This is a genomic window from Enterobacter cloacae complex sp. (genome assembly GCF_900322725.1).
Classification (GTDB): domain Bacteria; phylum Pseudomonadota; class Gammaproteobacteria; order Enterobacterales; family Enterobacteriaceae; genus Enterobacter; species Enterobacter quasihormaechei.
Map to the genome: position 1 here is coordinate 283,481 of NZ_LT991958.1, position 15,637 is coordinate 299,117.

Annotated in this window: 13 protein-coding genes; 2 read left to right on the forward strand and 11 right to left on the reverse strand. The window is 42.3% G+C overall.

All coding sequences use genetic code 11. The features are described 5' to 3' along the window. Positions 1-1,139: 1,139 nt before the first annotated feature. Both repHI2 and DBR02_RS25190 read right to left on the reverse strand, forming a co-directional pair. The gene (repHI2, locus tag DBR02_RS25185) at positions 1,140-2,228 is read right to left on the reverse strand and encodes an IncHI-type plasmid replication initiator protein RepHI2 (protein ID WP_000159528.1); all 1,089 of its coding nucleotides are present in this window, start codon (positions 2,226-2,228) and stop codon (positions 1,140-1,142) included. A gap of 1,107 nt (positions 2,229-3,335) precedes the next feature. Further along, entirely contained in the window at positions 3,336-5,792 is a 2,457-nt protein-coding gene (locus tag DBR02_RS25190) for an Ig-like domain-containing protein (protein WP_001232713.1), read from the reverse strand. A 372-nt stretch (positions 5,793-6,164) separates the two neighbouring features. Between DBR02_RS25190 and DBR02_RS25195 the strand changes: the two genes are divergently transcribed. Beyond that, complete coding sequence (locus DBR02_RS25195) at positions 6,165-6,791, forward strand: hypothetical protein (protein WP_000966518.1); 627 nt, start codon at positions 6,165-6,167, stop codon at positions 6,789-6,791. Positions 6,792-6,848: 57 nt separating this feature from the next. Here the strand turns inward: DBR02_RS25195 and DBR02_RS25200 are convergent, their stop codons facing one another. The 5 genes from DBR02_RS25200 to DBR02_RS25215 all read right to left on the reverse strand — a co-directional run bounded on the left by DBR02_RS25200 (position 6,849) and on the right by DBR02_RS25215 (position 10,896). Then, the gene (locus DBR02_RS25200; protein WP_000535423.1) at positions 6,849-7,130 is read right to left on the reverse strand and encodes a hypothetical protein; all 282 of its coding nucleotides are present in this window, start codon (positions 7,128-7,130) and stop codon (positions 6,849-6,851) included. Beyond that, on the reverse strand, positions 7,117-7,560 hold the full coding sequence (locus DBR02_RS25205) for a hypothetical protein (RefSeq protein ID WP_001805248.1): 444 nt from the start codon (positions 7,558-7,560) through the stop codon (positions 7,117-7,119). Before DBR02_RS25205 ends, DBR02_RS25200 begins: the two co-directional genes overlap by 14 nt. A gap of 60 nt (positions 7,561-7,620) precedes the next feature. Then, on the reverse strand, positions 7,621-7,797 hold the full coding sequence (locus tag DBR02_RS26840; RefSeq protein WP_000070862.1) for a hypothetical protein: 177 nt from the start codon (positions 7,795-7,797) through the stop codon (positions 7,621-7,623). Beyond that, on the reverse strand, positions 7,794-9,485 hold the full coding sequence (locus DBR02_RS25210; protein ID WP_000096325.1) for a DUF4942 domain-containing protein: 1,692 nt from the start codon (positions 9,483-9,485) through the stop codon (positions 7,794-7,796). Before DBR02_RS25210 ends, DBR02_RS26840 begins: the two co-directional genes overlap by 4 nt. Before the next feature lie 247 nt (positions 9,486-9,732). Next, positions 9,733-10,896, reverse strand: a complete 1,164-nt coding sequence (locus tag DBR02_RS25215; protein ID WP_000114860.1) for a hypothetical protein — start codon at positions 10,894-10,896, stop codon at positions 9,733-9,735. A 369-nt stretch (positions 10,897-11,265) separates the two neighbouring features. Here DBR02_RS25215 and DBR02_RS25220 point away from each other — a divergent pair, with 369 nt between their 5' ends. Then, positions 11,266-12,078, forward strand: coding sequence for a DNA adenine methylase (locus DBR02_RS25220; protein WP_001121574.1), 813 nt, complete (start codon positions 11,266-11,268; stop codon positions 12,076-12,078). An 8-nt stretch (positions 12,079-12,086) separates the two neighbouring features. Here DBR02_RS25220 and DBR02_RS25225 read toward each other — a convergent pair whose 3' ends face one another. The 4 genes from DBR02_RS25225 to DBR02_RS25240 all read right to left on the reverse strand — a co-directional run bounded on the left by DBR02_RS25225 (position 12,087) and on the right by DBR02_RS25240 (position 15,161). Further along, positions 12,087-12,941: a hypothetical protein gene (locus DBR02_RS25225; RefSeq protein ID WP_000970401.1), complete on the reverse strand. Its 855-nt coding sequence runs from the start codon at positions 12,939-12,941 to the stop codon at positions 12,087-12,089. A 234-nt stretch (positions 12,942-13,175) separates the two neighbouring features. Beyond that, positions 13,176-13,892 (reverse strand): zinc finger-like domain-containing protein, encoded by a 717-nt coding sequence (locus DBR02_RS25230; RefSeq protein ID WP_000838219.1) that lies wholly within the window; start codon positions 13,890-13,892, stop codon positions 13,176-13,178. After that, on the reverse strand, positions 13,889-14,089 hold the full coding sequence (locus tag DBR02_RS25235; RefSeq protein WP_000594930.1) for a hypothetical protein: 201 nt from the start codon (positions 14,087-14,089) through the stop codon (positions 13,889-13,891). Before DBR02_RS25235 ends, DBR02_RS25230 begins: the two co-directional genes overlap by 4 nt. A gap of 19 nt (positions 14,090-14,108) precedes the next feature. After that, positions 14,109-15,161: a hypothetical protein gene (locus DBR02_RS25240; protein WP_001065778.1), complete on the reverse strand. Its 1,053-nt coding sequence runs from the start codon at positions 15,159-15,161 to the stop codon at positions 14,109-14,111. Positions 15,162-15,637 lie beyond the last annotated feature (476 nt).

Sequence of the window (15,637 nt, forward strand, 5' to 3'; positions counted from 1 at the left end):
GTGATTCTAATGGCTCACTACCGTTGTCACCGTGTGTATTGAGAGGATGGTCCACTTAACTGGACGTCTATGACAATGGTAGTGACTTTAATAGCTCACTACCATTGTCGGCGTGTGAATTGAGAGGATGATCAGCTCAGCTGTACGGCCATGACAATAGTAATGACTTAATGAGCTCACTACCGTTGTCACCCTGTTAATTAAGAGGCTCATCTGCTCTTCTGGAAGGCTATGACAACGGAAGTGACTTGCTGGGCTCAGTGCCATTGTCGCCGTATGAATTGAGAGGATCATCCGCTCTTCTGGATGGCAATGACAACGGTAATGACTTAATAGGCTCACTACCGTTGTCATCCTGTAAGTTAAGAGGTTGATCTGCTCAACGGGACGACTATGACAACGGTAGTGACTTGCTGGGCTCACTACCATTGTCACCCTGTGAATTGAGAGGTAGATCCGCTTAACCAGACGTCCATGACAACGGTAGTGACTTTCTGGGCTCAATACCGTTGTCACCCTGTGATTTAAGAGGTTGACCCGCTCTACTGGACGGCCATGACAACGGTAGTCACTTTCTGGGCTCACTACCGTTGTCGCCACATAGAATGAGAGGAGCATCAGCTCAGCTGAACGGCAATGACTACAGTAATGAGCTGGATGAAGCATAACCATTGACATCTGGCCCAACCGGAAGCCGTATTCGCCAATCCAATCGAGATTCACAATGGCCGTGACTCGCCGCATTAAGTTCCGGTGTCCTCCCAAAGCTGAACGCACACTCGGAGGACAATGACAATGCCAGTAAGGTACACATCATTACCATTGTCACTATAGCTACCAGAGAAGCCGGGATTTGAATGTCGATGGTAGTGAGTGGGTCAACTCACTGCCATTGTCACCCCGTTACGATATTTTCCGTTGGATGTACTGGCCAATGAAGTAAAGCGTAGAAACCGGGTGTTAACAGGTGACTCAGGAGAAAGCGTTGAATTCGCAATCTCGATCTACATAGGGTGGTAGAGAACAATGACAACGGTAATGACTTTTGACTCATTACCGTTGACGTGAAAGAGCGGGCTGGGACTAACGAAAATCGAAGAAGTAATTTAGCACCCGGAGCCTGAACCGCCGGGTTAACTTTAGCTGGCGTTGCTGTTCTTTTTCTGGCTTCGAAGACTACGAATATAGCGCAGTTCTTCAGCGGTTAAATCATGGACGGTAAGAACATCATCGCCGTCTATCGGGTCAGCTGGTGGGCATAACTCACCTTCTAAAACAGAAGACCCTGAGTTCTCTTCTTCATCTTCAACCACTTCTAAAGGAGGCTGAGTATTGTTCAAATTCAGATCGGGATCCCGCTTATGAATCTGGAAGTATACTTTTCCGTCTTTCTTAATTTCGGTGTACTGGAGGTATCCTATCGATGCCAACTCTTCAAGAGCCTTTCTCACGGTAGCATTCTGACTATTTGCTCGTGTTTTGAGGTTCAGACGATTTTTCAGCCGAGTAAGGGATATCGGTATAGGATTTGGCGGTAATGACTCTATGAACGTATAGAGAGCCTGGGCGCTTTCCTTCTTGGCCAACTCCTTAATTGCCTTCAGCTGCATCAAAACCTTATGATCGTATTGATAGAGCTCGAAAATCTTAGGATCAACCTGAAGGACAACCTGATCTGATTCCGGGTCTAACAGGGCAGACTGTACCAGATGCGTTGTATAGACTTTGGACGAGTTATTACTGGTGAACGACAAGGTAACGGATGCTAACCTGCGTAAGGAGGCGTCTATACGTTTTCTGGACGCTGTAGATGAGCGATAATTTTCAGGCGTACATAGCTTGAGGAATTCAGTGAATTTTAAGCTTATCGTGTCATTGTTAATCGGATGATTGGCATAGGTTCGAATGATGCCCATCCACGTCTTAAAATCTACTGACATATCAAGACGCTCACCGACAATTGAAATATTGGTGAACCCCTCGCTCTCCATTAAAGAGAGCGTCTGTAACTCTTTCGTTGCGTCAAAGCCAACCGTTTTATATTCCCGATTTTGACGCCCCACACTCTTTGGTGATGGGACGAACAGCCCGAGCCGCATCAAAGCAATAGACTGCACCGTACGGTTGCTGTTAGGACGCAAAATGATGTCTTTACCTGATTCTTTCTCTCTAACAGAGAAAGCCCTGGTGACCAGGTCCTGCTGCTCAGTATCTTTCTCTTTAGTCATAATAAGTTATCACTGAATGTGTAAACAGATTGGTGAATAGTAAGCCCCAGCGAACTCTATGTCACTGGATGGATCATTGTGATGATCCATATCTGTGCATAAGTTCTACCTAAAAAAACGACTCCACTCATTAAAACTTGGCAAAAACTCTTTGCATACAATGACCTGCAACTCTTATCAACAACGGATCAGATCAAGTTAAAAAGATCTAATGAAAAGTCACTACTATTGTCGCTCTGATCACTACTGATGTCAAAAAACTCATTACCAACGTTATAATAATCACTACCAATGTCAAAATAATCACTACTGTTGTCACTGATCACGTCTCAGGCCTTGTGCCGTCTGGCCTGGAGGCAGCGGGGATCTCTTTTGATCTATCAGGAACACTAAGGTACTAATTATTGGAACTACCTTGTGGAAAATGGGGATAAATAAATGCTTAGTTCTTATACAGGTCTCAACTTGCCTCCCTGATAAAAACTGTCGTCAAAGCTAAATCACAGCCACAGGCATTTTCGGTGGATAAATTTTTGAGAAATAGAAGCATACATGCAGACTCGTGTCGCAAGTAATTGAAAGTAATAATTTATTTAAATAATGCGAGTCACCTTACCTTACAGTGGAAGTTTAAGTCTAACCTCACTACCATTGTCACTTAAAATCATTACCAACGTCGAAATAGTCTCTACCATTGTCTTTTAAGTCACTCCCGTTGTCACTTATGTCGCTACTGTTGTCAGTGACAATGCTCCAGCCCAGTAACCATGCGGCCTACAGCGTACCGGGATCTTCTTTGTACTCTCTGGCACCTTTGGGATCATTTATTGGATCTACATGAGGGATAAAATCTTTTGACGATTTCGTAGTGCAGTTATACCAGCGACTTAGCAAGACAAAAGCTGCAATTTAGTGACGAGTTACTAGTCTGCCCAACAAGAGCAATGCAGAGAAGATATGTGGTGAAATGACCATGGTAGTGAGTCTAATCACTACCATGGTCCGCAGTAAGCGTTACTTACGCAATGAACGTCGGACTGATTTGCAACAACATGGGCTACGGCGCATCAGAAGACGGCCGTTGTGCTTCAGCAAAACAGCCCTGCTTTATTTTAATTCTTCAATGTTAATCATGAACTCAGATCTGCCTGTAAGGCCGGATACAGCAGGGAAAATAGGAAAGCTACGGCTGTCCCCGAGCCCCAAATCCAGTTGAAGCTCTTTGCTTTCACCTGGCATCGCAGAAACACCATTTACAGTCACGCCGAATGCAGCGTCCTTACGGACAGTAAGCACTGCGTCCTGAAGCCCTGTAGCGATTGAACCATCCTTTTTACGCAGCTGGCTGGCATACAGAACAGCCAGAGGAGTATTGTCAGATGTTTTGAGAGAAGCATTGACAGCTAAGGTTTTCAGATTCTCTAGCCTGACGAGATTGTTTGGAAGGTAGTTAAATTCGACTGAGCTTTCTTTAACGTTGTTCATCTCATCTTTGGCCTGAACTGTGAGAGTGTATGTTTCGCCTTCATTAAGAGACGGAAAGATCTTGGGATAATTAGGTGCATACAGGTTGTTTCCCAGATTCACCCAAGACAATTCCACCGCATCAGAAACAGGGCCACCGCGAAGAGTCATACGGCTTAAGGATGGTTTAGTTAGAGCATCGGTGAGCTGTATACGGACGTTCTCCAGCCCATATACTGTTACGTTTTTGCTGATCGGTTTTCCTTCGTAGCTAATACTTACAGATGGTGCTGTATTATCAACGACAACAGTTTGATAAGGGAGGTTACCGGTATTGTTGAATGTATCTTGGGCATTAATTACCACGTTATAACTGCCTTCTGGTACCTCTTTCATGTTGAACTCATACGTGTAGTTCCCAGACGCCATATTTCTACCTGTTTGTTTGCCGGTTACGCTTATTTCTGCGTTGTTACGGTTTTTATCTGACAACCAAACTCGATTTACATAAACATGGTCGAAATATGAACCATCTCCAGGTTGATTCACGTAAACCTGGAGAATGTTGGTGGTTTCAATGTAATCAAATCCAGTGACGGAGGGACCCAGTGTATGCCAGGCTATATTCTCCCATATAGGGGCAAAGAAGGTTGCTTCGGTGGTTGACCTTACTTCATAGCCACTATGAAGATAGCCGGTAGTGCCATTTATAATATCCTGGGGCAAAGAGACGGTACAGGTTGTTGAGCCAGCTGGAATACTGCATGTTGCTCCGCCAGTGATTTTTTGATCATATGGCCTAGCCTGTACATTGAACCGGATATTAGTAAGTTTTATAGGCATATCAGATGCCTTGAACAGGTTCCAGTTTACGCTGTTGAACCATGTTCCATCAGCCTTTTGTCGTTCTATGGGTGAACTTCCCCAAGCCGGACTCTTTACAGAGGCAGGATCCCAGTTGAGCCAGCTGGCATACTGACCAAGATCTCCTCCAGACCATTGATATGTATTCACAGGTCTATAGTAGTTTCCATCTAAGGCACCCTGTGGCAGCTTAACTTCCACGTAGACATAGGTGGCATCTTCGGAAAGGACCTGTACTCCGCCATAGTTATTGGTAATGCTCATGCCACCATTTCGATATGGCTTCCAGTTAGTTCTTGGGATACGTATAACCAACTTGTAGGGGTTTTCCAGCACTGTAAGGCCTCGTTTAAACGGGACGTATCCCGAAGAAATGCCGGGTACAACACTGGTGCTTACACGTGAGTCATGAACTGCAAATGGCGTAAATTCTCCCATTTGATCGTCATATAAAAACCGCTGGGGAGGAATGTTAAGCGTATTTCCTGCCAGGTCCGTAACGATGAAATTGAAGGTGAATTCTTCATCAAGATCACTTGAGGGCATGCCAGCCTGGGTGTTCATATCTTTAATCCACGGATAGAACGCACGTTTATTGGCTGTGTCATAACTCAGGTTATTGTCGGAGACCACAGAACCATTACTTCGTTTAATGACAAGACGGATCTTGGCAATTCCACTAGCATCCTCAATACCGTCTGCAAATATAGAAAACTGGCCACTACCGCCTCGGCCCAACTCCCAAAGTGGCCCAGAAAGTACCATGTCGTAACCTGCGTTTTGACTCGGATAAATACTCTTATAGCGTGGAGGAGTTGTATCAACGATGAAATGATAAGTAGATGTGCTCACTACAGTCTGGCGAATATCCAGAGTTTCATTGACTACAGTAAAGGTCCCTTCTCCGAGCGCCGGTAGAACCATATCCTTTCCATAGTATTCTGTTCCATCGGCAGCAACGATACGATCTGCAACGCTCGTTTTGGTCGAGACGGAGGAATACATAACCTTTTTATCGCTGTCTCGTGTGACCGTCACTCGCTCGTACCGATCAAGACCCGATATCAAGTTCAGAGTCAAAACACCAGCGGGATTAAGATATGTTTGTGTTGCAGGCTTAATATTCCGAACAGCCTTATTGGTATCTGTAAATGAGTAGCTAAATACCTGAGCATGTGCCGAAGATACAGTAGCAAGGGCAGTTGCAACCATGCAGCCAATTAGAGTTTTACGCATATGATGCTCCGGGAATAGGTTATAGCCTTATTCTACGGATTCAGCCTACAAGGTCCGGTCGGATAAAGTGATAATTTGCCTGTTAAAAGAGACATCAAGTGAGAAAGCAACCAACGTACAGAATGCAAAATGGCGGCAGTGCATCTGGATGACGCAAAAGTAACTTTTTGTACCCACTTTTTTGGATTTTAGCCTTCAAAATGAGTATTCAACCAATCATAAAAGTAACTTTTGATAGACGCTGCTCCTTTATGTTTGCCAATTGTGCTGATATGTTTTTAAATTCAAGGAAGCGAGATTTTAAAAGCATCTGTTGAGTCAAATTTATGTAAAATAACAGGGTAACCATCACTTCTAGGTTGAGGAAACCCAATGTTATACATGCTCTTATGCTGTTTTCTGATGCTCAACAGTACATTCGTTATGTTCAGAGCAATGTCTGCAATAAGTAAAGGATCCGCTAAAGAAAACCGGTCTGAAATATCGCTGATAGTCCTAGCAACACTTGGAATTGCATCACCATTCATTGTCGCAATGATTACTATTAATGAAAGTATGACATCTAAAACAGTAACAGATTTTTCTTTGGGTGCTCAGTGGTCCGGAATGGTTTCAGCGGTAGCGCTAATGGGGTTATATGCTCGACGCGTTTGGAAAGAGAAGAAGTCCTTATTTACTGGCGCTTTCCTGGCCTCTTCCTTAATGGCCTTTATTTTTACTGACAGCCTTGTTTTCGTATCCCAGAAGGACACCGGCGTTCTGGCTACTTTCGTACTCGATAAAAACGCTGGAGATATTGATTGTAGTCGCCCGGCTATGATTGTCCATTACAGTAAAGGTGTTCCAACGGACTGGCGTTGCCCAACCAGTATCATGTTGATGGCGTATTCTTCATATCCTTTTTTACCTTGGCCTGAGTATAGCCATGGTACCAGCCAGTCTCTTACGGTTGTTATTGATACATTTATGGAAAACGCTGTTAATCTCAGTCAAAAATAATAAATAAACCTCTCTAGTGAGAGGTTTTATAAACCTGAGCCACCAATCTAATTAACTCTATATTTTTGTTTTAGCTTTTTTAAAGGTAGACTTACCGAATAAAACAGCAATTATAGAGCAAAGGCCTGGCGTTAGGACAAAAGCTAATAATGCACTGCCAAAACTTGTCATTTCAGGCACCACGAACCAGCTGATAGGCCACGTCAGGGCAGGTAAATTTAGCGGATCATAAAGCGCATGTAGAGCGCTTAACACACAGTAAAGTGCTAAAAAGCAAACTAGATAAACAACGATCCACATTTTAATTTGCTCAGCAATTTCAAATTTAGGACTGCCCATGCTTTACCTCAGTGGCTGAATATTGATGGTTAATATCTTTAATCACCCGTAAGCACTTAGTGCATACCTTAGTTCGATTTGTCTGCTTGTCCAGAGTGTATTTAACTTCAAGTTGACCTCCAGCATTAAGCAAAGTGAGCATCTCATCTTCTAACACGCTTCGGTAAATGGTCTTGTCCGAGAGTGTGCCCGGTAACGAGTACTCAACATAATTGTTTGAAACTCTTACCGATTTAGGGATTTTACCACTGAGCTGGATTTCATTCGTTGAAGGCATTACAGTTACTTTAATCACAGTTGCCGGTGACCAGAAATCCTGATAACGCACTTTATGAATTTTATCAGCTCTAAGGCCTAACCACACATTTCCGGCGATAAGAACAATAAGCAATCCATAAACTGATCGTCGAATGTTACGCCTTTTAATCACAATGTCCCCCATCCCTCAAATATCATTCTAAATAACTGCACCAGGATATCATGAGCGTAATTAAAAGAATTCTTCATAACCGGGGTTTTCAGTTGAGTTTGCGGACTCTTTACTTTGCGGTTTCTCGCCCTCTATTTGAGTATCCCTGACAGGTTTGGATTTACCCATGCTCCTCTGAAAGGTATCCATAACAAACTCAATATCTTCTTCTGGCAGGCTGGTGGGTTGGTTGCTCATAGGACTTCCTCTTGTTGAATACGTTCGGCGTACAGGATGCGAACCGAAACGGTCGTGTTTTCAAACTCGTTCTCAAAAACGTCCATCCATTCCGTCCGGAATTCTTCCCCCAGAAGGTTATCGAGCCCCTGAAGAGATAATGGAAGAACGGCTGCTAGAGATCCCCCGGCTGCGAGATGAGATGCAGCTGCCTGGAGATGCAGCCTGGCCCGGTTATCGGCAAAAGGTGGGTTCATCACGACATAATCAAACTTCTTCTGTTGATTAGACTTAGACCATGTGAGGAAGTCAGCTTCTGTCGTATCGTATCCCTTAGCCCGGGAGATAAGGCAATTCAAAGTATCAAGCTCGATGCCAGTAACGATCACACCGGCAGGGAATGATTTAAGCAAATCCGCATGGCCAATATTAGGCTCCAGGAGGGTATCCCCTTCCCCTGCACCGAGCAGGGAATATACATATTCGCTGATTCGGCAAGATGAAGGGTAAAACTGATGCGATACAATATCAGGCATCTCCCCTATCTGGCCGATGTAACGAATAACCTCACACGGATCATAGGAAAATGTCACATCGTATTTTGTTACTGTTGCCCCTAAGAACCGAAGGGTGTCAGCGGCAACACTCGAAGATTTGCGTTCGGCGAGAGACCCTAAAGATGTCCAGCAACTCCATTTATTGTCCCCGTCATTTTTAAACATTAGTTCAGAAAGCTGCATCCGGGTATCAAAGTCGATGCACTGCTTAAGTACAGGGAATGCCTCCAAAGATTTCTTGCTATGAGCCATGCGGTCGGCAGGTAATGCCAGCGGTACGATAGCTGATAAAATATTGTTAAGCCGCTCGGCGATATCAGGGTGGACGTCAATATGCATTGATCCATTTTTGTAAACCCTGAAACGAATACTGTTGCCATCGATGCAGATCCATTTTCTGAACCCCTCATGTTCGACCAACGCCTCAACCAATGATTTGGTGTTATGGATCGCCTTCACCTGTTCGCCACGGAAGAATGCGCATATAACGCGGAGCTCGCTCAGTGGTGAAATGCCAGACTCTTTAAAATCCACCCTTAATTTCTGCCAGGGGTATTTAGACGGCTCGCAAACTCCGGTAGTGATCATGCGGGTGGAGAACCCAAAAGCTTTGTTTGTCTTATGACTGCGGCTCAGAGACTGGAAGACGTCGTAAACCCTTTCTTTAATAAATTGATTGCGGTCATTAAGCAAAGCAACGACTGTGCCTACTACAGCGTCAGCTGTGAAATCAGGGATCACCTGAGGCGGCATAATATAGCGGTCGGCCGTAAACTGCTTATCCCATTCGTTACGTTTGGCATCCGACATGATAGGCAAAACATCAGTGAGTGCCATAACGCGTTTCCAGTATTCAGATCTCAGAGCGTTTTCCGCGAACAAGGCATCCGCTTCAGAGATACTGTGGTTGTAGCCTGAGAGATAAGAATAAAGTTTCTGGTGATTGTGGGTTTTGAACTGGACAGCCATGTGTTTCAACAAGCAGAGTTCATCATTATAGGACTCAACAAGATCCGCGATAATGCCGAGCTCTTTGCGCATATCTGGAAGAAATGTTTCAGAAGAGCTAACCACCAGGCTATGAGAGGTTGTTAAAGCCAGTACGCTGTGACCTGCATTATCGGGTTTAGCTTCAGAATCAAGAGATGACATTTTACCGGTCCTTTAGAAAAAACTTTTACCAGGATAGCAACGTCGCTCTGTAACCTAATAGGTTCAGTGACACGAAAAAGTTTTTTATGTCTCTGAATAAAACTTAAAGATGTCAACTCATAGAAAGAAGCAAAAAAAAAGCCCCGCATAAACGGGGCAAGAACGATACATGGAGGTTTAAAAAAGGCGGGCAAAAAGCCTGAATCCTTAATGACTCTGACAAAACCAACACTTTGCCAAAAGTAAATTATTCTGCGTCCGGCTGTGGGTCAGTATCCTGATCGGTCTCTTCCCCTGCCTTCTTAGCATTTTTTTTACGTGGGTATTTTGGCTTCTCACCATTAAGTTTTGCCTGACGATTCTCCGCACGGCGAAGCTGCTTGTTCTCTGATTCTGTGATCTCTTTTGAAAGATTTCTCAGCATCTCCAGAGTACTGCGGTTCAACGTAATGTTGATTTCTTCGTCAGCACTTGAATCTGTCATCTCCGGCAATTCAATATCCCCCAGTTTCTGTAATAAGCTGGTGGTGATGAGTTTGACGCCTTCTACGGCTTTTGTGGCAATAACCGGCGGAATCCGTGCTGGCTTGAAGTCTGAAGGTCTGACTCGTACCTGACCATGTTGGGTTTTTTTCACCGTGATGCCATTCGCATCGGCCTGCTCAAGTTCCGCGATCATCTTCTTGATACGTGAAATTGCTTCTGTTTCACCGAGCTCATCGATCAGTGAAAGCACGTTAACATACGAAATAGCGTCAGCATGAATCCATTTCTTGATAACAACAGAACAGGTTGTCAGGCGGATAAGAGAACTGATGGTCGTCGGGCTTTTATTTTCACGTTGAGCAATTCGTTCGAGTGACCAGCCAGCAAGAGAATGTAGGCGACGATAGGACTCGCCAAGCGCAACAGGAGAAAGCGCAAGACCACGGTTACCATCAATGGTCGCGAGCTCACAGCCAATTTCATCTTCTTTAATCTCAACGCAAAGGATTGTGATGTCATGATCTTCATCACATGCCATCATTGCGGCTTTTAAACGGCAGTGCCCCTGGCGAACAAAAGGTACCCCATCAATGACACGTACTCGGATAGGGTCTACATAGTCACCTCGAATGTAGGCATTCTTGATGTTGTAGATGTGTTCTTCAACCTCAGGGAGCTTATAGTAATCGTCACCCATTCCCATTTCGCGGGAGTTGAAGCCTGGCGTGACCTGAATTACTGAAGGGTGGATAGCCCATGCTTTCTGGTCACTTACTTCAGTACAAAGTTCAGGGTTTGCATCACGGAACTGTTTAAGCCCAGTGACGTAACGACCTGTGCCAGTAACTACTGAAAAGGCAACATGGGCCGTTTTAAAGACCTTGTCATTAGCTTGCTGTGTAGGTTCTGTCAGTAAAACACTCATAGGGGCTCCGTTACATTTTTCTGCTTACTTTCTGCGTAGCGGGGATACTACCGAAAAAAAAATCCATAATTTTTCGCAAAAAAGGTACTTTTTGAGCCTATTCTGATTTTTCACAAAAAAAGAGGGCTCCCCATTTCTTGTGATGGCATCAAAATCGCTTCATAAACAAAGACATAAATCCAAAACATAAAGTTCAGGTATCAGTGAGGAAAAATCTTATAAATCCGCAATGCTGAAAGTCAAAACTGTGCGTCTTAAACAACTTTTTTTTGCTCCCTAAGTTATTAGTTAAAGCCCGTGGTTAGGTACGATACCAGCACCTAAATTTCTCTCTCAGGTATAGACACTTTGACTCGACATCTCAGACACATGCCGATAATCAAATGGGCTGGTGGAAAAACGAAACTGATGCCTTTCATCAGCCATCACTACCCACACGATCATAGTTGCCGGTGGGTAGAACCCTTTATAGGCGGTGGTGCCGTTTTTCTGAACATGTTTGCACAAAATGCATTGCTTGCAGATAGCAATCCAGACTTGATCAACCTATACAGGACTATTCAAAGACAGAAAACTAACTTTATAAATCAGGTCCAAAACCTAGCGGATAAAACCTTTGTCGAAAAGGACTACTATGAGATGAGGGACCGTTTCAACAAAACCTGTATTTCTGGTCAACCGCTTCAAAGAGCGGCTTTGTTTTACTCCCTGAATCGCCTGGGCTATAACGGTATGTGCCGCTATAACTCAGAAAGAATCTATTCAGTGCCCTGGGGGAAACATACAGAACTGAAGCTTGACTTCAATAAAATAGACTACCTTTCATTTCGTCTTTCAGGTATTGAACTGATCACCGCTGGTTTTGAGGAGACTCTGGCCGCAACCGGCGAAGGAGATCAGATTTATTGTGATCCGCCATATGACAAAACAAGCAAAACTAGTTTTGTCAGTTACGATGGTAAACCGTTCAGCCAAAGCGACCACGTGCTGTTAGCAAATATGCTCGTTGACGCTCACAGAAAAGGCGCTGCTGTTGCGATATCAAATAGCCTGACACCATTCACTTTGGGCCTCTATGAAGAGCGTGGATTCGTCATACACAGACTCAGCGCTTACCGATCCGTAGGAAGTAAGCCAAATACACGGAAAACGGAAACAGAAATACTGGCCGTGCTGAAATAGAGTTAATTCTAATCAACGGGGCTAATCCATTCCTGAAAAGTTAATACCTCAGGGTGAGTTCGTTGAACATAAGGTATAAACTGAAGCTCTTCTATTCTCCGGTCGCCCCTCTTTCCTTCGCAAATAAATGAAATGAGTCCTTGCTGAGAAAGCCCAGTAAGGACGCTCATAAGTCTTATATTTAGAGTTTTAAGCTGTAAGTCGTTATTAATGTCCTCCACTTTATGAGAGCTCTGGCCTGAACGTTTAAGATACTCGTAAACCATGAAATTCGAATTTCGTCGTTTTAACAATTTTTCGGTTATGCATTCCTGAATGAAACCGCCAAGAGCATCTAAAAGCGGACTGAGAACTACCGGGAAAGTTAATGTGTAACTTTGAGAAGTTTTAGACAAAGTAAATGAATTTAGAAAGCTAAAGTTAAGTCTCTTTTTTGAATATGGAGCGTAAGCGACAAGAGTAGTTGACATAACAGTAAGTAAAGCTTCAAGATGTTCCACTGTTATTAATGTGGTTTTATCTGTATTTCTTAGATTATGGAAATCAATAAACGCTACTCTTGAACGGCTAAGCCAATCTTGTACTTTAATGTCGATAGAAAATTGCGATATATGATTTGAACATTCATTTTGGTTGATAGGGCATGCAGACGAAAGATGGTTATGGATTATCATGCATAGCACAAAAAAAGGAAATCGGCAGGCTGTGGGGCATTGAAAACCGGTTAAAGAAAGCTTAGACGTTTCATATGCGCTTACCGGAAAAGTAACTTTTCTTAACGTTGGCTTTGACGATGTTCTTGCATTTTTACAAATGAAACCGAGACCCAGATCATTGTGCATTTTAAAGTCCATCTCCATCATCACCTTTTAGCCTTAACTGTATGGTATTGGTATACAAAAAATTAAAAATTATAATTAATAAGATTATCATTTTTTTACTATTGAAAAGGTTGTGATAGAGGGGAATTTAAATGTAAAAGATTTATACTCGCAGATCTTTATGAGGGATAAAACCCATTGCGTAAGCAACAATATTACGTGAGTGAGTCCTAACGACAGTTTAAGTCTTGGCTCTATATTTAAGCAGTAAAACATTTAACTGTCTTGGAGTTTACTTAACTTAAAAACTGTTATTGCAGCATAATTTTTCGAATCAAAATCATAGAATTTTCTGACTTTTCCAGTCAAATGATAACGTTCACCCAATAAAATGTGATCCTGTTTATCGGCCGTTAAAGCGATCCCGTCATTTCTAACTTTACCAGTAAATGTAAAAAAATAACTCCCTTTACTTTTTGCGTACGCGGCCCTGACTTCAGTAAATGTTAGTTCAATGCTTATGACCTGGCCGATATTGTAGCTATGTTTTAAAATTTCTTGTTCATTTTCCGGAGTTTCAGACAACATCACATCAAAGGTTGTAAAGAAACAATCCAGCTGGCGTTCTGTCAAAAAACGGTTATTGTCTAGTTGCGCCAATATACTATTAGAAAACTTAGTGTTAGCCTTTTTTGCTTTCTCAATAAGTACGTGGTTTCTGGATTTCCATGCTTCGAGTGTTGGGTTAACACGCAGTTCCGGAATGTTATCGAGAAAGGTAATTGGCTCTAGTACCACTAATTTTTCAATAATGGGTCCAACTGTTTGCACCCCATGACACTTTTCACATACATCAGCCCCTTTGTGGCCTGTGCCCGCACATTCGTTACATTCTCTTTCGATAGGTGCATAATAATTTCCATCTCCGTTAAGGGATACATTCACTGAGGCTGGTACCATATGACCATCAAGAGTAAAGAAAAGAGATTTCATTTTCGAAACACCTCCAAACGTGCCTCTACGATTGCTACAGCTTCTTTCACAGTTTTTTCATAGTGGTCATGCCCTTCAGGAAATTGGTCAAAACGTTTACCGTGTTCTAACTCTTCCATGTTGCGTTTAAGGACTTCATGAGTTAGAAGCAAATCATTATAATTATCGATAAGAGTCAGCTTTATAGGTTTAATCACTCAACTAATCCTCGGTTTTTTATTCCTTAAGGAGATCTCGAATTTCCAGAAGCTCTTCTAATTTTGGTTTAGAAAGAATGATTGCTGTATTTTCGTCGTTAAGTAAAGACAATAAAATATTTAGCTTTTCATCATTCAAGATTATTTGAACACCATCATCAGAAAATATTACATTTTTACTATCAACATTTTTGAACAAGTGTGCACTATCTCTACCAAATTTTAGTTCTGTTTGAGTATTCGTTATAGATTCCGTATGTGTACTTTCCACAAGCTCAAGAAATTCAGATTTTAGCCGTTCTGTTTTCTTATGCGAGAGGCGCTTAATACCCAAAGTCTTACGTGTGACTGCCGAATTTTTCTTTTCTGGTCCGCCTTTATTTAAGGTGTCTGGTCCTGCTCCAGCTGCATTGTGTTCAGGTATGCCTACAATTTTGCTCGTTGTAGTCTCAATATTCTTAACGCCAGGTAAGAAACCTTCTATATGTTTTAAAACCATTTTGTGATCGTTGGAATATTTTAACATTATTTCAATGGCGAGCGTTTTTTTGATTAGATTTAGGCTAATCAAACGTTGAAGCTCTAATGGCATATCAAGGATTTTTAGCATATTACGAATTGCGGTAGTTGATCGTTGATATCGCATTGCTAGTTCTTCAACCGAATACCCGAGACTAACAGCATGAGCTAATGCATGAGCTTGCCCAACCGGATTTAGCCCATTGCTTCTGTTACCATCGAGGTTCTCAAGGTATTCTTCAATTTCGTTTTTATAATCGATTAAGATAACAGATAATTTTGGAATATTAGCACCTTCAGAAATTGCTAATTTTAAGCCATGAAAACGAGTATGACCTTGACGAACTAAATATTTACCTTTTCTTTTTACGACCTTGATCATATCAACCTGCCTTCCTTCCTTAAAGGCTTGTTTGATTGACACAATCATCGATTTGACAGGTTCTTGTTCGTAACACAAATCTCCGATTACCGCCTCTCGGGGATTAAATCCCTTTTCAATTTCAACTAGATTAGTATCCACTTCAATGACTGTATGTTTGCTGTTGTTCATATCTTCCTCCTGTTTACTACATGATACATGAACCTCAAATTTGCCAAATAGGGCTGATACATCTAAAAGGTAAACTCAAAAAATTTGCTTAATAAAATTAAAATAAAAACTGTCTTGAATAAAACAATGATAGTAAACCCACTTTCATTTCCGTTTGCGATCTGTAGATATTGATAAAGGAGCGCTATTCCTTGTTTTATATGGACTTATCATTGTTTTCAACAGGTTAGATCAATTCTTTAGATCACTAAAGATCAATAGAGTTCAAGTAAAGATCACGGCATCTTTAACTCATTGATTATAGTAACTTTATGAAAGGATCCGGCATTCGGATGCATGCGAAAAGCATTTGAATGAATAAGGAAGGCATTTACTGGAATGCTTATGGCATTTAGGTAAATGCGTAAAAAGCATTTGCAAGAATATGTTATAAACAGTTTGCCAAATGAAAATCTTATCACCGACGAGTTAAGTTA

Bases quoted from the DNA above. Each gene is read 5' to 3' on its own strand.
- DBR02_RS25230 (WP_000838219.1), bottom strand. From the start codon at position 13,892: ATGAAATCTCTTTTCTTTACTCTTGATGGTCATATGGTACCAGCCTCA.
- DBR02_RS25220 (WP_001121574.1), top strand. From the start codon at position 11,266: ATGCCGATAATCAAATGGGCTGGTGGAAAAACGAAACTGATGCCTTTC.
- DBR02_RS25210 (WP_000096325.1), bottom strand. From the start codon at position 9,485: ATGTCATCTCTTGATTCTGAAGCTAAACCCGATAATGCAGGTCACAGC.
- DBR02_RS26840 (WP_000070862.1), bottom strand. From the start codon at position 7,797: ATGAGCAACCAACCCACCAGCCTGCCAGAAGAAGATATTGAGTTTGTT.
- DBR02_RS25195 (WP_000966518.1), top strand. From the start codon at position 6,165: ATGTTATACATGCTCTTATGCTGTTTTCTGATGCTCAACAGTACATTC.
- repHI2 (WP_000159528.1), bottom strand. From the start codon at position 2,228: ATGACTAAAGAGAAAGATACTGAGCAGCAGGACCTGGTCACCAGGGCT.
- DBR02_RS25190 (WP_001232713.1), bottom strand. From the start codon at position 5,792: ATGCGTAAAACTCTAATTGGCTGCATGGTTGCAACTGCCCTTGCTACT.
- DBR02_RS25240 (WP_001065778.1), bottom strand. From the start codon at position 15,161: ATGAACAACAGCAAACATACAGTCATTGAAGTGGATACTAATCTAGTT.
- DBR02_RS25215 (WP_000114860.1), bottom strand. From the start codon at position 10,896: ATGAGTGTTTTACTGACAGAACCTACACAGCAAGCTAATGACAAGGTC.
- DBR02_RS25225 (WP_000970401.1), bottom strand. From the start codon at position 12,941: ATGATGGAGATGGACTTTAAAATGCACAATGATCTGGGTCTCGGTTTC.
- DBR02_RS25200 (WP_000535423.1), bottom strand. From the start codon at position 7,130: ATGGGCAGTCCTAAATTTGAAATTGCTGAGCAAATTAAAATGTGGATC.